This is a genomic window from Lysinibacillus sp. BSL11 (assembly GCF_052928325.1).
Window position 1 is genome coordinate 136347 of record NZ_JAVGCX010000013.1, and the last position, 18789, is coordinate 155135.

Here is an 18789-nt window from a genome sequence, read left to right on the forward strand (position 1 = left end):
CTATTTTTTAAAATAAGCTTCAATATCCTCATACATAAAGGGCGTTCCCTCTATTTTTTCATGGTGATTATGCAATGCTGTCATTCGATTGATAATTGGGGCTAATTTTCCTTCATCCTCCTGCGTCAAATTGAAGGCGACGCCATAAGAATAGATTTGGTATTTTTCTTCTAAGGTCCATCTAAAAGTACCCTCTAGGTTAAATGATTGATTCATTAAAATAAAGCTAAATTTAAATTTCATCGTTTGATTAACGGGTAGCTTCAAAGAAGAGCGAATCTTCATCCCGCCTAAGCTAATATTTTCAATGATGATCGGCGTATGACCGATATTAATTTTTTGCTCATTCATTTCGATAATCGTCATGAAGCCCTTCACATAGGCCGGGAATTGAAAACGATAATATTTGCGCCGTTCCACCACAGGTTTTTTATGAACAATGGCTTTTTGTGGTGTTAAAATGCCTTGTACCAGCATTTTTTCAAAGGCTTTCGCGGGAACAGCCTTCGTATAAATACTACCTTGCAAATAATCACATTCTTGCTGCTTTAAAAAGATAAATTGCTCGTAACTTTCAACTCCTTTTGCCACAACCTGAATACCAAGCATTTTGGCTAAATAAATCGTTGTTGAAATGAGTCCATTTTCAATCGGACGATCATAACGAATTTCACGGATAAACGCTTCATAGATATGGAGTGTCGTTGGTTGGAATGTTCGCAATGATTCTAAGGAAGAGTAGCCTGTTCCAAAATCGCCAATAGCAATTTTAACACCGATGTCTTGTAATTCTTTGAGAACGGCCATCACACTTGTACTATTTTTTAAGATGGTACTTTCGCTAATCTCGAACTGTATATAATGAGCGTCAATCGAATTTACCTGTAATTGCTCTTGGACAAACTGAATAAAGCCCTTTTTCATCAGACGGATTGGCGATATCTTAATACTAATTGTTCGCAGCACATGCCCTTGCTGCTTCCAGTGCTGTAACAACACACATGCTTTTTTAATCACCCAATCTGTAATGATGTGAATCATATGGTTTTCTTCCGCTAATGGAATAAATTCACCAGGTGACACAAGGCCCCATTCTTTATGATGCCAACGAATTAACGCTTCTGCACCGTTGATAACCCCCTTTTGCGGCTCCACCAATGGTTGGAAATATAATTCGAATTCCTCATTTAACATGGCTTGTCGCATATCTCGGTCTAACACGTACTGTTTATAGGAAGTAATATCCTCTGTAAAGGCATAAATATGAAAACGATTCCTTCCCTGCTGTTGCGCATAGCATAAAGCTGAATATGCATTTTCTAATAAAATATTTCTCGTTAAGCCCTCCTCTGGGTAAAAAGCAATACCTATGCTAGCAGATAGGTGCAAGCGATAGTCTTTTATCGAAAAAGGTGTATCAAAGGTTTTCAGTATACGGCTAGCCAGCGCGTAAATATGTTGCTTGCTCACATATTTTTTAATGACAATGATAAAATGCTGATTGTCTAAACGTGCCATGTAACTGTGATCATCTGTTAGTGTTGAAAAGTAGTTGGTCACCGTGCGCAGAAGCTCATCACCAATTTTTGTACCTAGCGCATTATTTAAGATATGAAAGCGGTTAATCGAAATATATAATAGTGCGAAGGGTTCGCCAGCTAAGCATAAGGTATCAACTTTATCATGTAAGCTCAAGCGATTTGGTAAACCTGTCAATTCATCATAATACACTAAATAATTAAGCTTCTTTTCCCGTTCAATCTCCTTTGTAATATCCGTTACTAAGCCGAAAATATGGTTGACCTCCCCTTGCTGATCTAGTCTCGGCACAATCTGTTCCAGTAACCACTTTGTCTGATTCTCCCCCGTTAGGATACGATAAATCACTTGATAGCTTTTGCCTGAAGCGAGATGATCTGTATACGCTAATACTTCCTCACGATGCGCAGGATGAATCATATTAATCCATACTTCTGAGTCTTCGTAAAGCCTGGCTAATGGAATACCTAGAATTCCTTCCAGTCCTTTAGAGGCGAACAGCATATTGCCACGAATAGAATCTCGCATCCAAATCCCTGCATCTAAATTGTCAAAGATAGAATGATAGTTGGCTAATGTATCATTTAGCGTTTTCTCAAGTAATTTGAAAGCCGTTTCGTCTTTGACAACCCCAATCATCTTAAAGGGCTTGTCATCCTTCCAAATGACTTCAGCGGCCGCCTGTAGAAAACGCAGTTCATTGGTTTTACCGTGATAAATTCGGAAGTCACTGTCAAAATTAGTCCCTTTTCGAGCATGATTAAATGTATCATATGTCCTTTCATAATCATCTGGATGAATGAACTGGAAAACGTGATCAATACCATCGTTATCTGAACGTGCAAAGCCAAAAATATGATAAAAATTATCCGAGCAAAACAGTTTGTCATGCTGAATAAAGTACTCCCAGCTCCCAACTGCCGCAATATGCTGGGCGTAATTTAAATGCTTCTCATGGAGCATTAACTGATGCTTCATGGCTGAATACGTGGACATATCTTCAATGATTAAATAGAGCCCCTCCGCCTGATTGTCGTCATTTTTGATTGGTATAAATGTCAGTACTAGGCTTAGATTTTGTCCTTGATGCTGTAGTCTTTCAATATCAATTTTGACCGACTTTCCTCGTAATGTTCGATTGAACGCTCTTTTTAATCGTTTATAATCTACATCAGTCAGAATTTTCTTGAAATCTTCAGCATGACTAGGTCGATCTTGTAATACTTCATAGAGTGCTTCTTGATTGACGTAAATAATTTCGCCATCTGCCGAAAACACAATCATCATATCGGGGTGATACTTGGCAAAGGACATGGCATATGAAAATAAACCATGGTCTTGAGCTGTTGCCAGCGCAATCGTATGTGGTCTTTCTTCCTTTGTAAAAAATTGCTTTAATAGATTCGGCTTTTTCATCCATCTCACCTCTCCCTACTTTTTACCCACTACTTATTTATCAATTCCCCCAAAATACAGTTTAAAAACTACTATTTAGAAAAGGGAAAGAAAAGTTTCATCGACCTTTTTTCGCTGGAGAACCGCTCTTTTTTTAGGGGGACTGCTCTTTTTATTTGGATAACCGCTCCTTTTCGAGGGTGAAGCGCTCTTTTTTTCAGGATAACCGCTCCTTTTCGAGGGTGAAGCGCTCTTTTTATCAGGATAACCGCTCCTTTTCGAGGGTGAAGCGCTCTTTTTATTAGGTGATGCCCCCTATCCAAAGAAATAGTTCATGTGTTTTTCTTAAGGTACTACGATTAATTCCATATCCAATAGCCAGCGATCAATGGCTTGCTTCGGATAATAGACTTTGTCTCCTACCTTCACATGAGGGATTTCGCTTATGTAACTATTTGATCCATCTGGCACTTCTGTTAATTTTAGCACTTCCACTACACTGATTCCTAAATAATCAGCTGCCTCTTCTTGTGACAAAAGCTGGTGTTGCACGGATTCCTTTGGCTGCTCTTTTAAACTAGTGGCGATGAGCCAGCTTCCTATTAAAAACGACACCGCTAAGGAGAAAATCGCCATTGTTATGCTATATTGTTTCAATTCTATCCTCCCTTTCTCATCAAATTTTACCATTAATTCAATAAAAAAAGATGCTCTATAAGCCTTTAAAGACTTGTAGAGCATCTTTCTATTCATAAATGATTATTTTTGGATAAATTGTTGTGTCCAGTAGTTACCTGATTTCACATAACCTACACCGATGTGTGTAAATTTACCGTTTAAAATGTTCGCACGGTGTCCTGGTGAATCCATCCATGCTTGTACTACTTCTTGTGGTGAACGTTGACCTTGAGCAATGTTTTCACCTGCAGCTTTATAAGCGATGCCTAAAGCTTTCATACGATCAAATGGTGAACCAAATGTTGGGCTCGTATGTGAGAAATAGTTTTTACTTTGCATATCTTGTGATTTTTCACGAGCTGCAGCCATTAATTTTGCATCTGTTTGAAGTGGTGATAAACCAGCTTTTGTACGCTCAGCGTTTGTTAATTTTACTACTTCTTGTTCAAATGCGTTCACATCTGAAGTTGTTGTTGATGGTGTTGAAGTAGTTGGTGGTGTTGCTGGCTTTTCATTTTGTGATGATTGATTATTATTTGGCTTTGTTGGTGTTGTATTATTTGTTGTTGGCGTCTCATTAGATGGTGTAGATGCCTGTGGAAGCTTAATCGTCCACTTATGATTATTGTTTGACCATTTATAATAATAAACATTACAGTTTGTTGATTGCTGTACGGAATTCCCCTCTGTTGTATTGGCAGCAGCAGAAGCTATTTGAATTGGAGCTGCTAAAAGAAATGTTGCACAAATTGCAGTTAGTGTTTTTTTCATGTTTGCAATTCCTCCTTCTCTGCCACTAATCGTAAGGGATGATTTTCATTAAAATCTTACCAACATCTGCTAACTGCACCAACGAAGAAGAAAATGCGCGAAAAACCACGTTTTTTTCGCGTTATTTTTTAGCAGGTTTCACCAATCTATGAAATACTTACGTTTGAAAGAGGGTTGACACCCCTCCTAAACTCGTAAATATTTTAGAAAATAAACAGCTAATATGAATAAAAAATGTATGTTTTATACACTCATTTTTTAACCGCCTTGCTTCATTTTTCTCTTTGCATCACCCTAGAAATGGCTAGTGTCGTAGCCTCATGTCAACCTAATATTACAATCGTGTTACAAAATCGTTACATTCCGTTTACATAAAAATAAAACAACCTGTGTAAAGCTACACGGATTGTTCCGGTGCAAAATTCACAGGTTGCTTTATTCTTCAATTAGTCCCAATAACAGGTAAAGAAACGACATTCTCTCCTATAATAACAAGTTTTGCTGGCATTTTTAGATATTCTGGGAGCCATTGCACCATTCCATAAGCATATTGGAACAACATTGGGTTTTTGATGCCCTTAATTGGTACATAGCCTTTCATACGATAAATCGTTTCAGGTAATGCACGCACCCAATCTTCAAACTGCTCCTGTGTAAATTCCTGATCTGTGAAATCTACTAAGCGAGAGCCTAGCTGCATTGAGGCTATTGGTGCTTTAACTATATCTGCTTTATCGACCTGTGTCGTTGCCTTCAGCCCCTCTAATAAGCTGAGTGGTACACGTCCATTTGTTGTTTGCAATATAAAGGCATGGGGGTTTAAGCCCTGCAGTTCATAGACCACCTGACCTTGCTCTGCCTCTGTTAATAAGTCTGTTTTATTTGCTAATAATAGATGTGCATGGCGAATTTGCTCTAGAAATAAAGAGCGCACTTGAGGTGTTAACGTATCACGGTGTAGCCAGAGCTTAGAATCCGCCACCGTAATAATACCTTTCACATTGAGCTGATCTGCAAAAAGCGGTGAAAAAACGGCATCCAAAGCTTCTACAGGATGTGCTGCACCTGTTGTTTCGATAATGAGCACATCAAAATCACTATCTAATAGAAGAGATTGAATTTGTGCCTCTGTTTTTTCAGCACCTGAACAGCAAATACAGCCCTCTAGCATCTCCTTGAGCGGGATATCTTTTTCCACTGCCTGTGAGTCAAATGGTAGCTTCCCGAGCTCATTCATAATAACAGCAGGCTTTAAATTCTTTTCTTTTAGCTGGCGAATGACATCTGTCAGCATGGATGTTTTGCCACTCCCTAAAAAGCCACTAAATAGGTACACATCTTTCATGTTAGCTCCTCCTATAAAAAAAGCTGTCGCAGATGCCGTGAAAGACAACTGTTGCGACAGCTACATTGTTAGTTTGTTGTTTCCTCTGTTTTTTCGGCTGTTCCTACAAGAAGCTCTTTCGCTTTTAGTAACTGAGGATCATCAGCTTTCATTTTTGCACGTAACGCATCCATTAATGCATACGTTGTATTACCTGTTAGAATGCCTGTTTCTTCAAGGTTGTTCGCTGCTTGTAGTTTTTCTACTGCCTGTGCGGTATTGTCATCAAAGATCCCATCTACTTCACCAGGCTCATACCCTAGCACCTGAAGCATCTCCTCTGCTGCTTTCACAGATTCAGATTGTAGGCCTGCCTTCATTTCTAAAGAGGCATTCAAGTATGGTAAAGAGGCATAGGATGGATACGCAACTTTGACATCAGGCACAATTCCTTTTTCATTAATCCAGTTGCCCTTCGGTGTTAACCATTTACCTGTCGTAAATTTCAAATTAGAGCCGTCTTTTAATGGTGTAACATTTTGGACAGTTCCTTTACCGAATGATGTTTCACCAACAACTTTAGCACCAACTGACTCTTTTAATGCTCCTGCCAAAATCTCAGAGGCTGAAGCACTGCCACTATCAACTAGTACCGTAATCGGTAGGTTATATTTTTTACCTGCAATGGCATTTGTAATTTGAGGCTCCGCATCTTTTTCTTGTACCTGCACAATCGCCTTTCCTTCTGGTACAAAGAAATTAGAGATATCGACTGCAGCCTTTAGGTAGCCACCAGGATTTTGACGTAAATCTAATACAATGCCCTTCATTCCTTTGCCTTCATACTCAGTAAGGATTTTTTCAAGCTCTTGGGCAGTTTGTTCACTAAATGTTGTAACTTGAATATGGGCAATATTGCCATCCAGCATTTCACCATAAACGGTTTCGACTGGGATGTCATCACGAACAATCGTCATTTGAATAGGTTCCGTATTTTCGCCACGTTTTACCGTTAATTTTACGGGTGTTCCTTTTTCGCCACGAATGAGTGCAACTGCCTCTGTTGCACTTAAGCCCTGAATACTTTTCCCATCAACTGTTAAGATAATATCTTTTGGTAATAAGCCTGCCTTTTCAGCAGGAGAATTTTTGATAGGTGACACAACTGTAATATAACCATTACGTTCTTGGATTTCTGCACCAATTCCTTGGAAGCTCGAAGATAAGCCAGAATTAAATTGATCCGCTTCTTCCTTTACCATGAAATCGGAATAAGGATCGCCTAATGCATCAAACATACCATTGATCGCACCATCGACCACTTTTTCATCGTCAATATCTTGGTAATAGTTATTTTTCAGTAAATCAAATGCTTCATATAATTTTGTAAATTCCTCTCGTTCAATCGGAACTTTCACTTCTACTACTTTCTTATCACCAAAGGTTAACGCAAATATTGTTAAACCTGCCGTAATAAGAATTGTAAAGAACATTAGCATGATAAATTTAAACGGTTTCAGTTGTATAAATTGTCCTGCTGGCTTTATTTCAGCTGGAGTCGGCTCCTGCTGCTGTTCTGTACTTTCTTTTTTCTGTTCATCCATCTTGATTGTCACCACTCTCATTTACACTAACTTGTTGTCACACTACTACCATCTTAACAGGTTATCCAGAAGACGAAAAGAAAAAGACTGTCAAAATTTCATGACAGACCTTGTCCGATCATGCTTCATTCTAACTAGCATTCCAGCACCTATTCAGCCATCATACTACTAAGTTTAGGCATATTATGGTACTGCCTTTTAATTTTACTCATTTCCTAGTAGCAGTCAACAAAAAACTCAAAGAATCATAGAAATGCTATAAGAATATAACGTGCCAGTGTCCAAAAAAGTTGCATCCTATCAGGAATTATTCATGAGTTTTTGCAGTTTTTTATATACGGAATGCACGGTTAATCGATGAAAGGCAATCAATTGTCCTTTATAAACCACTGAAAAAATACCATATGGTGTCGGTGATTTCTCCATCAGCTCTTCTCTCGTTTGAAGATCCACCAGCACTGGCTGCAATCCTAATTTTTCTGCAGCTAATTGAATATTTTCCGTGGCGACGTCTACATATGGACATTGAAAGGAACGTAAAATCGTTAAATGAGGAAATCTCGTTAATCGTTCCTGCCAATTATCAGGAAAGTATGGCCGTTCAACGCTTTCATGAAATGGAAAGGCCCATAATTCAAAATCATTGAGTGCTGTTGCCATATGTTGAAACTGGTGCTGTAAAAATAAATCCTTGCTTGGCGTCCAGGAAGTTTGGTCATTTGTAATGACCACCACTCCCTTTTTCCCACGTTCCTTGGCATCCTTTAAGCACCTCTTCAGTAATTGTGTACCATAGCCCTTACCCACTGCACTTACCCATAAACAGTGAATCACCACATAGCCATCTGCATGTACAACTCTTGAAGAGTATTCCGCGTCTGTATATTCTATAAAACCTACTTGTTTTTGATTTTCAAGTACTTGTATGTAATGTAAGCCCTTTTCAAATTGTTGATTAAGCCATTTGTTTTTGTTCTGATAGCCTTTTGTTTTTTTCTTGCTTCGTAAACAAAAGCTGCCCTTCCCCTCTAACAGCTCACTATTCATTTCAATCAGCTCTATATGTTGTGTCAATGCTAGTCCCCCCATCCATTGATTGTACTAATTTTACCATTTTAAGTGAATCATTCAACGATCATCGGAATCGCCTTTTCACTTGTTGTCGCATATGATGCAAGTAATGACAAATGTAAGGAGGAAGAATAATGGGGAGAAATAATAAACCGAGCCAAGGCAATGAATCCATAGAAATTTATGCGGCTAAGCTAGCCTATATTGGCACAGCCATTTCAACATTAGGGGATGGTTTACAAACCATTGCAGCGGGACTCGCATTAGAAGCGCTCCAAAACGCGAACAATGATTCTTCTCAACCTAATAATGGCAATGGAAATGGGAATCAAACAGTTAAAATAGATAATATGCAGAAACAAATTGATTATTTAATTGCTGAGCTTAAAGAAATCAAAAAAATGCTTAAATAACCTTTACATAAAGAAAAGTGTTGAAGACGTTTCAGCTTCAACACTACTGTTTTTTTTCCATTTTCTTATGTGTCCTTTGGATTTCCAATAATTCAGAAACTGTCACAAACTGATAGCCCTGTTTTTCAAGCTCTGGTATGATTTGTTCCATTGCCTGAACCGTTTGTGCTCGATTTCCCCCACCGTCATGAAATAGGACAATATTACCTGCCTTCACACCTTTTAAAACCGTATTCACGATGCGATGAACACCAGGGCTTTTCCAGTCAAGCGTATCTAAATGCCAAGACCACATAACAACCTTATAGCCTTTTTTTGAAATTGCATCAATCATCGCATCTGTATATTGTCCTTCAACTGGTCTAAATAATGTTGGCTGATAGCCTGTAATCCCTGCAATCACTTCATCTGTTTGCTGTATTTCTTTCATTAAATTGGTAACATTTGTTCTTAAAGGGTGTGTATAAGTATGATTGGCCAATTCATGCCCTTCGTCATACATTCTTGTAATCAGCTCAGGATTTTTTTCTGCATTTTGACCGACAATAAAAAAGGTTGCTTTTGCATTATACTTGTCTAAAACATCAAGAATTTCCGCTGTATATTTGCGATGTGGCCCATCATCAAAAGTTAAGGCAATGATTTTTTCATCTGTCTGAATTTCCCAAAGAATTTGACCTGCTTCCTCATAATACTTTCTTCCTTTATTTTCAGAAGAACTCACTTTTACATAAAAAAGCGACACCGTGATTAGACTAAGTGGTAGTAAAAGCAATAAAAACTTTTTCACATTTTCACGTCCCCAAATAATTATTTTCGTACTTTATTATTTGAGGATTTCCTAAAAAAATGCTTATGTTTCGCATTCATTCATTAAAAATTTGATGATGGATATGATGGGCCGGATGTTGCATATACTCCTCTATCAACCATCTCAACGTTCTTTGTTGTTGATTCAACACACATGGCTGGGCCAATGTCTCTTCAGCAAGGTGGTCCAGTACATACATGATTTTTTTATTGATGCTTGTCCACAACATTAAAATATCTTCTATTGGTAATTCCTGATAGCCCTGTAACGCGACCCATTGTACTTGGTCGTATGTAGTCACTACATAGGGTGAAGCTTCATACTGCATTTGAAGAAATCGTTCGAGATTGACAATAGCCGAATCACATAAATGACCAATTACTTCTTTTTTGGACCATTTATTTGGAGCAGGTCGTTGTGTTATTTCCGCTTCCGTCATCACACGAAATACTTCTGGTACTTTTATAAGCCAATAATGTAATTGTTCAACTGTCTTTTGCATGAAGGTCACTCCCTTCGGAAACAATTGTTACGTAATATTCTAATAATGCAATCACTGCCTGCACCCGCTTATGTTCGATTTCAATTTTAAAGGAAATCCATATAATGGCGACATTAAAACTCAAGACGGCTAATGCAACGATTTGGACAAGTGACATGCCGATCATGAGCTTGCTATTCATGGTTGTAGCTAGCAATGTTAGCACGGATAAAATAACACCACTCATGGTAATAAACATGGGCTTCATGCGGATTATCTCATTTGCCTGTACCATTAACAAATGGACAATAAATCGCAGCTCTTGCCTTGTATATTGTTGTTGAAGGATAACAAAATAGGACTGATATACATCCTCATCAAGCTGTTTATGCAATATATTTTTATGCATCTTCTGCACAAATTGATCACAGAAATCATGCGCCAACGCTTGCTCTGGCTGTAGCTGTTCTTCTTTGTGTTCTATAAAAGCGACCCTCAAACCTCCTCATCCTCTCATATTAAAACTTTCACTCCATTTATTATATGAAGGAAAGAGAGCCGTGTAGTACGAATTGAAGCAAAGTCGTTTATTTTTGAGTGTCTTTTCGCCGTCCTCTACTTAATCCAAAAATAGCTGTTGCGAAAACAAAAACCGCCGTACAGAGCCACATAGTTAGCCCATTCCAAGTGCCTTTAGCAATCGTAAAATTCACCAATAGCGTTATTTGCATGATACAAATGGCGATATAAAGCATAAATGTGTAATTCAACCGAGAACCTCCATTTTCTAAGATCCAAAAGCGAATACAAGATCCGTCTCACAAACTATTTCTCCATCTACCAGTGCAATCCCTCTGCCTTTCCCGACAGCGCCCTTCACACGCGTAATCTCCACCTCTAGATGTAGCTGATCACCAGGCTTTACTTGCTTTTTAAAGCGACAATGATCGATTCCTGCTAATAAACCTAATCTTCCCTCATTCCCAGCCTTTGTCAGCATAATCACTGCACTAACCTGTGCTAATGCTTCAACAATTAGCACACCTGGCATCACAGGATACTGTGGAAAATGACCTTTAAAAAACGCTTCATTAATCGTTACATTTTTCAGCCCCACTGCGCGCTTGCCCTCTTCTAACTCCACAATACGGTCTACCAAAAGAAATGGATAACGGTGTGGCAAAATAGCTTGTAATTGTTGACTTGTTAACATATGAATTCCTCCAACGTATTTTTATAATCTTATTCTAACACTAAATATTAGTACTAGGTAATAAAATTTCATTAGTATTATTCATTAGTTTTCTGAATTATTTTTCATTATTTTTTCAATATTTCTTTATCGACAGCTACACAATAGCTAGAATATAATATTCCATGCATTCACCCTAGAATGATTAGTTTATTAGAATAGGATGGTTTCGCATGTTATCTTTTATCGCAATAGTTCTTTTATTATTTTTAATTCCAGGTCCTGCAGTAATTATTACCATTACACAAACATTAAAAAGCGGAAAAAAGAATGGTATTTATACAGCTTTAGGTATCGGTCTTGGTGACTTGGTTCATACATTAGCGGCTGTTTTAGGTCTCTCTGCTATTTTAATGAAATCAGCCACTGCCTTTGAAGTGGTGAAATATATTGGTGTGGCATACCTTGTTTACTTAGGCATTCAGATGCTCCTCACAAAGCCAAAGAAAATTGAGCAACCGACTGTCGAACAAAGTCCTGCTAGTACTTCATTCCGTCAAGGCTTTTTAGCAGAAATCCTCAATCCAAAGACGGCACTGTTTTTCCTTGCCTTCCTACCGCAATTTGTTCAGCATAACGAGCAATCTGTCACAAGCCAATTGCTAACACTCGGTATAACATTTGTCGTGATGAGTGCTTTATATACAATCCTACTCGCAGTTATTACAAGCTTCATTGGTGAAAAAATCTTTACAAAAACAAGCGGTAGCTCACACTGGCTCGAAAAGACAGTTGGCTTCGTTTATATCGGTCTCGGTGTGCGTTTAGCATTACAGACACAAAGTAGATAATTTGGAGAAGAACACAAAAAGTGTTCTTCTTTTTTTGCAGGAAAATGGAGGATTATAGCCAATAATATTAAAAAGGAGGGTTACATGTGAATCAACGTCAAGAAAATTTATTTCAGCAGCTAGCCAATTATCGTGGCGAGCTGCTTCACTTACTGGAGCATGTGTCAGAAGAAAAAGCGAATATCATCCCAGCTGGATTTCATAATAATATTCGCTGGAATATGGGTCATGTTTATCTCGATCAATATTTATGGATAGATGCATTAACAAAAGAAAAGAATACAGAACTAGAAGCTCTCAAGAAATGGTTTGGGTTTGGTACATCGCCAAGGCATTTTGACGACGAAACGCCATCCTTTGAGGAGTTAAAAATGTATTTGGCTCAGCAGCCTGCCCAATTAAAGGAGCAGTATGGTCACCGATTGTCAGAGGAATTCCGTCCTATTGATATGGGTATGCAAACCATTGAACAAGTACTGTTACGCACCATCTTTCATGAAGGGATGCATTTACAAGCAATTTTAACCATTCATCGATGCCTAAACGAAGCAACAGACCGAGTTTGATACTGGGTCTGTTGCTTACTTGTTTATTGATAATTTTCAAGATAGTTGCCTTTTTCAAAAATTTCTTTCGGACTTAAAGCAGTCCACTCCTCTATCGATACATCGGGATGCAAATCAAGATAGGATTTTACCATTTTATATCCCTCACTATACCCATATTGATAGGGTAGATCATTTCCACCTCTAATTATATCTAATGCACGATTCAGATCAGGCTTATCCAAATCTGCTGCAACATCTGCCCAGTAGACTTTGTTGTAATCTAAATCAACTCGCGTAAAGTTCAAATCAGGGTAAACTAATTTTTCAAACATCACAGCCCTTCCTTCAAATATGAGATGATCTAGCACTTTATCTTCACCACGTGGGCGGTTTTCAGTTGCAACACTATGATGATATTCATGAGCGATAATGGCCCTGATAGATTCATCGGTATAATATTTATTATAGAGGGCTGTTATTTTACCTGCACCTATCGTTACCATATTCGCGTTAACATCTGTGGCTGGAAACACACATACCGTTGTTTCATTATTAGTTGGAAGAAATTCAGAAGATTTGAATAGACCCTCTTTGATACTCTTTTCAGTTGCTTCCCTATCAATTTTTTCGCTTAATAATTGATTTTCTTTCAATTGTTTGGGCGTGATATTCAACACCGTCTCAGCCATATTTATATATTCACCATTCTCAAAACATGCACTATAAACAGGATCAATGACCTCTTCTCGATAGATGTCCAATGGCGAACGATCTGGGTCACTTTCTACCTTTTCTGTATAGTTTTGAAAAAGCTCATAAGCATGAATTATTTTAAATGGTTGCTTTGTTTCAGGATGTTCGAATGAAACTGTGATACTTTCTACATCTGGTTTCTCATGAGAAGGCTTTTCTGTTTGTGCACAGGCACTAAGCATGAAACATAACATTATTAATACGATAAAACCCTTTACATAATTCATCCTTTTCATCCATCCTTTTCATCAATAAATATTTTAACCATGCTAAAGTCATTAACGATATGCCCTGTCGCTCGACTGTTTGTGTTTGCATGATTTAGTATCCTTTCCGTTCAAAAAATGGGCTCGCTAGAAGACTAGCATCCGTGCAAATATGCGTAAGACCAAGCTTTTTTGCATGCGCTTCTATTTCCTGTCCCTGAAAGTCCTTATGTACATAAAGGCTGATCCTAATAGCCTCCATTGTCATATCCCCAAAGCCAACAATTTGATGATGCGCCCTTGCGACATAGGTCTTATTACGGTCTTATTATTTCTTAAAGACTGTTGCCAAGCCGCTACATTAACTGGCTGAATTGCTAACGGTGCCCAAGCATCCAATTGTGTCTGTGAATTATCTTGAGCGTTTACATTATGTACGGTTTCGTAAAATAATTGCAAAATTTCTTCTAAATCATCGTCATAATAGTTTGTAAAATCGAGCATTTATACACCACCTCTTCTCACAATCAATTATACCAATGATAGATATTTATGTAAAATTATAGTAAGCTTATAGATCAAAGTAATCTATAAGCTTTTGTTCTACTGTTTCGGTGTATTGGCTGTCAGCGGATTCGCATTGGCAACTAATTGTACAGGCGTCGTTGTTTGTTGAAAGCTATCCTTCTGTCCTTGATTGGATTTCCCGTAGCCTTTCATCACAGCAAATAATGCCGCACCAACAATGCCCCATGTCAAAAACTTCATTCAATAACCTCCTTTCAGCGTTAGTATTCGAGAACAAATACAGATTATACGCTGTCAAAAAGTAGCTATTAGCGATGGTGACTTTGTTTCATTATACATCTGATAATTAAAACGGTTATTGAATTTAGAGAAAAAATAGTAAGATTTTTATTATATATTGAAGAATATTATGGTAAAATTTCCGATGGTGGTAAATGTTAAAATATAAGGAGGTTATATACCATGAAAAAATTTTTTACAGGGCTATTTTTAACATCTACATTATTTGTAGCAACACCTGCTGATGCAGCAACTCCACAAATCAAAATCGACGATGTTGTGGTAAAATCTGATACAGCACCTGAGCAAAAAAACAATCGAACAATGGTGCCATTACGTGTGATCAGTGAAAATCTTGGTGCACAAGTTCATTGGCAGGATTCACAAATCACCCTTTCAATGGATCAAGCAACCGTTAAATTGAATCTTAATAACCGAACAGTCATTAAAAATGGTGAAAAAGAGCAATTGGATGTACAACCATACATGAAAAACAATCGCACCTATGTACCAATCCGCTTTATTGCTGAAACATTCGGCAGCCAAGTGCATTACAATGAAGGCAAAGTGAATATTACGACTGAACCATTGCGAATTGAAGATGAAAAAATCAAGGTACTACGCTATGAATACCATATGACAATGGGTGGTGTCATTCAGGACATCAAGGGCAATGCCTATCACCAAGCACTTTTCAAAATTTTCCAAGAAAAGAAAGGCGACAAAGTAGAGGCTCCGAAAGATTATTATTGGCACCTAAATCTAGAAACTCCTGGATCTTATTATAAGCTTGGTCAATTTGATTTTATGAGCCATGATCATAACAGTGTCAAACAATATGATATCTATACATTAAATAAACCTTTCCCAGAGGAACTATTACAAGGCTATCCTGAGTATTTACTCCATGATTTCGATGGCGATAACTGGTATATTTTCTCTGAGCAAGCAGTAAAGTCAATACAGCAGCTGATTAATAGTGCATATAATAATGGCTTTAGCAAAATAATTAGTAATACGGTCGCTTAAAAGATTTTTTAATGGCAGCTATACGCAACATATTCTGTAAAAAAATGTGCAAAATATTCATATCAACAATTGATTGATGGAGGTTTGCCTCATGCAGAAATTCCTGTCATTTAGTATAGCGCTACTATTCCTTTTATCTGCTTGTTCGTCGGAAGAAGCTCCGCCCAGCGAGGAAGCAGAAGCCAAAGAACAGACCGTAAATGCACAGCCAAAGGAAAATCTAAACGTTTTGAACGATGATAAAGGTTTGGTAATGGCTGAGTAATGAGAAAAGCGTGTTTTGATATTTTTTATCAAAACACGCTTTTCTACACTATCTTTGTATAATCTGAATAAGGTTGCCACATGTATCATTAAAAACTGCTATTGTGACTTCTCCCGCTTTTGTCGGCTTAAGTGTAAATTCAACGCCTTTCTCCTGTAAACGACTATACTCCTTTTCTAAATCAGCAACTCCAAACATTGTTGCTGGAATGCCTTCAGCGAAGATATTCCTTTGATAGTCCTTTGCTGCAGGATGCTCATCTGGCTCGAGTAATAACTCAGTGCCCTCTAAATCATCAGGCGACACAAGCGTTAGCCATCTATATTTTCCTACTGGGACATCCTCCTTTTTTACAAACCCTAGCTTTTCCGTATAAAATGCTAGTGCCTTTTCCTGATCTTGTACAAAGATACTGTTGACAATAATATTCAATTGCTTTTCCTCCTTTTGAGCGTTTAAGAAGCATCCTTCACACGTAAGCTTTACTCTACCCATCCTTTCAGTAAATCTTTAAGTGGTTCCTTATTGAAGAGAATGACTCGATATTTTCCCTGCCGCTGTGATAGGACGAGTCCAGCACTTTCCAATACAGAGAGATGCTTAGCAATCCCCTGCCTCGAAATTGAAAGTTCATGTTTCATTAGAAGACGCACCGTCAATTCATACAACGTCATCTCATCACACTCAGCCAGTTCATCTAATATCAGTCTCCGAGTCGAGTCCCCTAGTGCTTTAAAAACAGCGTCTGTATCCCAATTCATAGCTTGAGTATAGGCAACTTGCAGGTTGCGTGTCAACTATAAGCAACTTGCAGGTTGCGTGATTTTTGTACGTGTGATCTCTTTATTTGAAGCAGAGCTAATCTCTCGTGATTTGGGTTCTACTAATTTAGAGCGGAGTTCTACCCATTTAGAGCGGCTACTATCCTTTTTCAAGCGCTTTTCTACTCATTTGGAGCGGCTGCTATCCCTTTTTCGAGCGCTTCTCTACTCATTTGGAGCGGCTGCTATCCTTTTTCGAGCGCTTCTCTACTCATTTGGAGCGGCTGCTATCCTTTTTCGAGCGCTTCTCTACTCATTTGGAGCGGCTGCTATCCTTTTTCGAGCGCTTCTCTACTCATTTAGAGCGGCTGCTATCCTTTCATGAGTAAAAAAACAGCAAGCCTGAGTTACCTTACTCAGGCTTACTGTTTTCTTCGATCGGTAACACTGTAGAATATTTAATTTCCCGTAAGGATAAATTCGTTTGAATTCTAGAAACGCCAAGCTTATTTAGTTTTCGGATGAATTGGTCTAAGTCTTGGCGGTCTCGAATGACGACCTTTAACAAATAATCATAGGCACCTGTTAAGCAATGACATTCCAAAATTTCGGACATTGTTTTCAAGCGGTTTTCTAATTCCTCTATTTGCTTTTCCTGATGAATATTCGTGCTCATAAAAATATAGCACAATAAATCAAATCCTAGTTTTTCCTGATTTAAAATCGCAACTTGTTGATCAATATAGCCTTCATTTTCTAGACGTTTCACTCTTGTATGAGTTGCTGGTGGGGACAAATTCACCCGTCTAGCTAGTTCCGCATTGCTAATCTGAACCTCTCGCTGCAAAATCGCTAAGATTTGCAGATCCACATTATCTAATCCTTTATTTTTTATATCCTCCATTGTTTTCTCCTCTTTTGATTATTTTTAGACAAGGAAGTTTTTAACACGATTTCAAAACATTATTTTGATATCTGTTAAATAACTTTCGATTATTTCGAATTTATTCAATTACACAAAATATTATACTGACAAATCACTTATAGTGCTATGATTCTTATTATACATAGAAGTAAAAGGAGTGTACCTATACTGTGGTTAAATTTTATATGGGCTTAATGCTTGTCACGAGCTTACTTTGGGGAGGCAATTTTGTTGTGGCTAAGACGCTAGTGGCTCATGCCTCACCGATGACCTTAACGTTGGTCAGATGGCTGATCGCGGTGATCGTCCTGCTACCGTTCGTTTGGTGGAAAGAGAAGAAATTGGTTCCTGCTAAGGCCGCTCTTGTGCCATTATTCCTCATGGGCATTACAGGTGTTGCCTTGTTTAATATATTTCAATTTTTAGCGTTGGAGCGGACAACATCCACGAATGCTGGTCTTATTTCTACAATGAATACCATGTCCATCGCCCTCTTTTCCTTCGCCTTTCTGAAAGAAAAAATAAATGGCTTGCAGCTTCTGGCCATGGTACTCTCTTTCATTGGTGTTTTTCTTGTTCTTTCAAAAGGAGATTGGCAGCTGTTATGGCACTTCCAATTGAATACAGGAGATTTATGGATGATGGCAGCCGTTTGCGTATGGGGACTTTATTCTGTATGTAGTAAGTGGGCTATGCAAACAACCTCTCCATTAATGGCGACATTGTATGCAGGTTTGTTTGGGGTGCTCATCCTAGTCCCATTCACAATCAATGATTTTACCTTCTCTGAAATCGACTCTACTTTCATTCTTTCGCTTTTTTATACAGGGGTCATCTCTACAGTAGTTTGTATGGTATTTTGGAATATTGGCGTTCAACAATTAGGTGCTACAACCTCTGGTATTTTTCTAAACTTTAATCCCATTTTCACAGCATTGCTCGCCTTTTTATTTGTCGGTGAACAGCTAAGCTGGCTGCAAGGCATTGGGGGTATCATCGTGATTTTGGGATGCTACTTATTCACACATTTTAAAACGAAGACGCCTCAGGTTGTGCTCTAAGTCAGCGTGTGATGTTGGAAATCAAAATCTCGTAAATCCATTGGGCAGGGCATGCTTCCCAAACTTTTCGAATAAGTCATTCAGAAAAACTAGTGAAGGCAACGCCACAGGAAGTGGTTATTTTTAATGACGGACCTTTTTAATAGATGGCTGAAAGAAGCAAAGTAGTTTTCTAATCCCTGACCCAATGCTCTCAGTACAAAAAAACACATTATTCGCTTTTGCCTATTTCACCTCCTAGGTCAGCGCCAATAATAACTAACGTATGTTCTGTGAACGCAACCATTGTACTAATCGCACATCT

The 18789-nt window shown here is 38.2% G+C and carries 25 protein-coding genes; 7 read left to right on the forward strand and 18 right to left on the reverse strand.

Annotation, left to right across the window (positions count from 1 at the left end; all coding sequences use genetic code 11):
• The 6 genes from RCJ95_RS16410 to RCJ95_RS16435 form a co-directional block, all read right to left on the reverse strand.
• The gene (locus RCJ95_RS16410; protein WP_446722493.1) at positions 1 to 2955 is read right to left on the reverse strand and encodes an EAL domain-containing protein; all 2955 of its coding nucleotides are present in this window, start codon (positions 2953 to 2955) and stop codon (positions 1 to 3) included.
• Between the two features lie 324 nt (positions 2956 to 3279).
• Positions 3280 to 3591 (reverse strand): helix-turn-helix domain-containing protein, encoded by a 312-nt coding sequence (locus RCJ95_RS16415; protein WP_274773222.1) that lies wholly within the window; start codon positions 3589 to 3591, stop codon positions 3280 to 3282.
• Between the two features lie 102 nt (positions 3592 to 3693).
• Positions 3694 to 4383, reverse strand: a complete 690-nt coding sequence (locus RCJ95_RS16420) for a CAP domain-containing protein (RefSeq protein ID WP_221682217.1) — start codon at positions 4381 to 4383, stop codon at positions 3694 to 3696.
• A 442-nt stretch (positions 4384 to 4825) separates the two neighbouring features.
• The gene (locus tag RCJ95_RS16425) at positions 4826 to 5728 is read right to left on the reverse strand and encodes a CobW family GTP-binding protein (RefSeq protein ID WP_004230148.1); all 903 of its coding nucleotides are present in this window, start codon (positions 5726 to 5728) and stop codon (positions 4826 to 4828) included.
• Positions 5729 to 5796: 68 nt separating this feature from the next.
• Positions 5797 to 7311: a lmo1851 family serine protease gene (locus RCJ95_RS16430; RefSeq protein WP_446722494.1), complete on the reverse strand. Its 1515-nt coding sequence runs from the start codon at positions 7309 to 7311 to the stop codon at positions 5797 to 5799.
• 300 nt (positions 7312 to 7611) lie between these two features.
• On the reverse strand, positions 7612 to 8385 hold the full coding sequence (locus RCJ95_RS16435) for a GNAT family N-acetyltransferase (protein ID WP_274773217.1): 774 nt from the start codon (positions 8383 to 8385) through the stop codon (positions 7612 to 7614).
• A gap of 131 nt (positions 8386 to 8516) precedes the next feature.
• On the opposite strand from RCJ95_RS16435, the gene RCJ95_RS16440 reads away from it, so the two are divergent.
• Positions 8517 to 8795 (forward strand): translation initiation factor 2, encoded by a 279-nt coding sequence (locus RCJ95_RS16440; protein ID WP_221682229.1) that lies wholly within the window; start codon positions 8517 to 8519, stop codon positions 8793 to 8795.
• Between the two features lie 43 nt (positions 8796 to 8838).
• Here the strand turns inward: RCJ95_RS16440 and RCJ95_RS16445 are convergent, their stop codons facing one another.
• The 5 genes from RCJ95_RS16445 to fabZ form a co-directional block, all read right to left on the reverse strand.
• Positions 8839 to 9585, reverse strand: a complete 747-nt coding sequence (locus tag RCJ95_RS16445; RefSeq protein ID WP_221682237.1) for a polysaccharide deacetylase family protein — start codon at positions 9583 to 9585, stop codon at positions 8839 to 8841.
• Positions 9586 to 9661: 76 nt separating this feature from the next.
• A complete protein-coding gene (locus RCJ95_RS16450) occupies positions 9662 to 10108 on the reverse strand; it encodes a DinB family protein (RefSeq protein WP_446722495.1) in 447 nt (148 codons plus the stop codon).
• Complete coding sequence (locus tag RCJ95_RS16455; RefSeq protein WP_446722496.1) at positions 10092 to 10586, reverse strand: hydroxymyristoyl-ACP dehydratase; 495 nt, start codon at positions 10584 to 10586, stop codon at positions 10092 to 10094. Before RCJ95_RS16455 ends, RCJ95_RS16450 begins: the two co-directional genes overlap by 17 nt.
• An 88-nt stretch (positions 10587 to 10674) precedes the next feature.
• Positions 10675 to 10857, reverse strand: coding sequence for a hypothetical protein (locus tag RCJ95_RS16460; RefSeq protein ID WP_221682243.1), 183 nt, complete (start codon positions 10855 to 10857; stop codon positions 10675 to 10677).
• Positions 10858 to 10874: 17 nt separating this feature from the next.
• The gene (gene fabZ, locus RCJ95_RS16465; RefSeq protein ID WP_221682244.1) at positions 10875 to 11300 is read right to left on the reverse strand and encodes a 3-hydroxyacyl-ACP dehydratase FabZ; all 426 of its coding nucleotides are present in this window, start codon (positions 11298 to 11300) and stop codon (positions 10875 to 10877) included.
• 212 nt (positions 11301 to 11512) lie between these two features.
• On the opposite strand from fabZ, the gene RCJ95_RS16470 reads away from it, so the two are divergent.
• Together RCJ95_RS16470 and RCJ95_RS16475 are read left to right on the forward strand one after the other, a co-directional pair.
• The gene (locus RCJ95_RS16470) at positions 11513 to 12130 is read left to right on the forward strand and encodes a LysE family translocator (RefSeq protein ID WP_221682245.1); all 618 of its coding nucleotides are present in this window, start codon (positions 11513 to 11515) and stop codon (positions 12128 to 12130) included.
• Between the two features lie 86 nt (positions 12131 to 12216).
• Positions 12217 to 12696: a DinB family protein gene (locus RCJ95_RS16475; protein WP_446722497.1), complete on the forward strand. Its 480-nt coding sequence runs from the start codon at positions 12217 to 12219 to the stop codon at positions 12694 to 12696.
• A 23-nt stretch (positions 12697 to 12719) separates the two neighbouring features.
• On the opposite strand, the gene RCJ95_RS16480 is transcribed toward RCJ95_RS16475, so the two are convergent.
• From RCJ95_RS16480 to RCJ95_RS16495, 4 genes are all read right to left on the reverse strand, one after another.
• A complete protein-coding gene (locus tag RCJ95_RS16480; RefSeq protein ID WP_221682247.1) occupies positions 12720 to 13658 on the reverse strand; it encodes a DUF2268 domain-containing putative Zn-dependent protease in 939 nt (312 codons plus the stop codon).
• Positions 13606 to 13749: a hypothetical protein gene (locus tag RCJ95_RS16485; protein ID WP_257522119.1), complete on the reverse strand. Its 144-nt coding sequence runs from the start codon at positions 13747 to 13749 to the stop codon at positions 13606 to 13608. The genes RCJ95_RS16480 and RCJ95_RS16485 overlap by 53 nt, the downstream gene beginning before the upstream one ends.
• 152 nt (positions 13750 to 13901) lie before the next feature.
• Positions 13902 to 14141, reverse strand: coding sequence for a hypothetical protein (locus RCJ95_RS16490; protein ID WP_255601598.1), 240 nt, complete (start codon positions 14139 to 14141; stop codon positions 13902 to 13904).
• 99 nt (positions 14142 to 14240) lie between these two features.
• Complete coding sequence (locus tag RCJ95_RS16495; RefSeq protein WP_004230164.1) at positions 14241 to 14405, reverse strand: hypothetical protein; 165 nt, start codon at positions 14403 to 14405, stop codon at positions 14241 to 14243.
• A 222-nt stretch (positions 14406 to 14627) separates the two neighbouring features.
• Between RCJ95_RS16495 and RCJ95_RS16500 the strand changes: the two genes are divergently transcribed.
• Positions 14628 to 15473: a copper amine oxidase N-terminal domain-containing protein gene (locus RCJ95_RS16500; protein WP_446722498.1), complete on the forward strand. Its 846-nt coding sequence runs from the start codon at positions 14628 to 14630 to the stop codon at positions 15471 to 15473.
• A gap of 91 nt (positions 15474 to 15564) precedes the next feature.
• The gene (locus RCJ95_RS16505) at positions 15565 to 15738 is read left to right on the forward strand and encodes a hypothetical protein (RefSeq protein ID WP_221682249.1); all 174 of its coding nucleotides are present in this window, start codon (positions 15565 to 15567) and stop codon (positions 15736 to 15738) included.
• A gap of 48 nt (positions 15739 to 15786) precedes the next feature.
• Here the strand turns inward: RCJ95_RS16505 and RCJ95_RS16510 are convergent, their stop codons facing one another.
• Positions 15787 to 16170, reverse strand: a complete 384-nt coding sequence (locus RCJ95_RS16510; RefSeq protein ID WP_221682250.1) for a VOC family protein — start codon at positions 16168 to 16170, stop codon at positions 15787 to 15789.
• Between the two features lie 50 nt (positions 16171 to 16220).
• Positions 16221 to 16499, reverse strand: a complete 279-nt coding sequence (locus tag RCJ95_RS16515; RefSeq protein WP_221682367.1) for an ArsR/SmtB family transcription factor — start codon at positions 16497 to 16499, stop codon at positions 16221 to 16223.
• A gap of 58 nt (positions 16500 to 16557) precedes the next feature.
• Here RCJ95_RS16515 and RCJ95_RS16520 point away from each other — a divergent pair, with 58 nt between their 5' ends.
• Entirely contained in the window at positions 16558 to 16884 is a 327-nt protein-coding gene (locus RCJ95_RS16520; protein ID WP_446722499.1) for a hypothetical protein, read from the forward strand.
• 27 nt (positions 16885 to 16911) lie between these two features.
• Here RCJ95_RS16520 and RCJ95_RS16525 read toward each other — a convergent pair whose 3' ends face one another.
• On the reverse strand, positions 16912 to 17403 hold the full coding sequence (locus RCJ95_RS16525) for an Lrp/AsnC family transcriptional regulator (protein ID WP_004230168.1): 492 nt from the start codon (positions 17401 to 17403) through the stop codon (positions 16912 to 16914).
• A 206-nt stretch (positions 17404 to 17609) separates the two neighbouring features.
• Here RCJ95_RS16525 and RCJ95_RS16530 point away from each other — a divergent pair, with 206 nt between their 5' ends.
• Positions 17610 to 18485 (forward strand): DMT family transporter, encoded by an 876-nt coding sequence (locus RCJ95_RS16530; RefSeq protein WP_255601658.1) that lies wholly within the window; start codon positions 17610 to 17612, stop codon positions 18483 to 18485.
• The last annotated feature ends 304 nt before the right edge of the window (positions 18486 to 18789 follow it).

Excerpts from the sequence above, each read along its gene's own strand:
- RCJ95_RS16410 (WP_446722493.1), bottom strand. The coding sequence starts at position 2,955 with ATGAAAAAGCCGAATCTATTAAAGCAATTTTTTACAAAGGAAGAAAGA.
- RCJ95_RS16420 (WP_221682217.1), bottom strand. The coding sequence starts at position 4,383 with ATGAAAAAAACACTAACTGCAATTTGTGCAACATTTCTTTTAGCAGCT.
- RCJ95_RS16425 (WP_004230148.1), bottom strand. The coding sequence starts at position 5,728 with ATGAAAGATGTGTACCTATTTAGTGGCTTTTTAGGGAGTGGCAAAACA.
- RCJ95_RS16430 (WP_446722494.1), bottom strand. The coding sequence starts at position 7,311 with ATGGATGAACAGAAAAAAGAAAGTACAGAACAGCAGCAGGAGCCGACT.
- RCJ95_RS16440 (WP_221682229.1), top strand. The coding sequence starts at position 8,517 with ATGGGGAGAAATAATAAACCGAGCCAAGGCAATGAATCCATAGAAATT.
- RCJ95_RS16450 (WP_446722495.1), bottom strand. The coding sequence starts at position 10,108 with ATGCAAAAGACAGTTGAACAATTACATTATTGGCTTATAAAAGTACCA.
- fabZ (WP_221682244.1), bottom strand. The coding sequence starts at position 11,300 with ATGTTAACAAGTCAACAATTACAAGCTATTTTGCCACACCGTTATCCA.
- RCJ95_RS16470 (WP_221682245.1), top strand. The coding sequence starts at position 11,513 with ATGTTATCTTTTATCGCAATAGTTCTTTTATTATTTTTAATTCCAGGT.
- RCJ95_RS16480 (WP_221682247.1), bottom strand. The coding sequence starts at position 13,658 with ATGAATTATGTAAAGGGTTTTATCGTATTAATAATGTTATGTTTCATG.
- RCJ95_RS16485 (WP_257522119.1), bottom strand. The coding sequence starts at position 13,749 with ATGCAAACACAAACAGTCGAGCGACAGGGCATATCGTTAATGACTTTA.
- RCJ95_RS16490 (WP_255601598.1), bottom strand. The coding sequence starts at position 14,141 with ATGCTCGATTTTACAAACTATTATGACGATGATTTAGAAGAAATTTTG.
- RCJ95_RS16495 (WP_004230164.1), bottom strand. The coding sequence starts at position 14,405 with ATGAAGTTTTTGACATGGGGCATTGTTGGTGCGGCATTATTTGCTGTG.
- RCJ95_RS16500 (WP_446722498.1), top strand. The coding sequence starts at position 14,628 with ATGAAAAAATTTTTTACAGGGCTATTTTTAACATCTACATTATTTGTA.
- RCJ95_RS16505 (WP_221682249.1), top strand. The coding sequence starts at position 15,565 with ATGCAGAAATTCCTGTCATTTAGTATAGCGCTACTATTCCTTTTATCT.
- RCJ95_RS16515 (WP_221682367.1), bottom strand. The coding sequence starts at position 16,499 with ATGAATTGGGATACAGACGCTGTTTTTAAAGCACTAGGGGACTCGACT.
- RCJ95_RS16525 (WP_004230168.1), bottom strand. The coding sequence starts at position 17,403 with ATGGAGGATATAAAAAATAAAGGATTAGATAATGTGGATCTGCAAATC.
- RCJ95_RS16530 (WP_255601658.1), top strand. The coding sequence starts at position 17,610 with ATGGGCTTAATGCTTGTCACGAGCTTACTTTGGGGAGGCAATTTTGTT.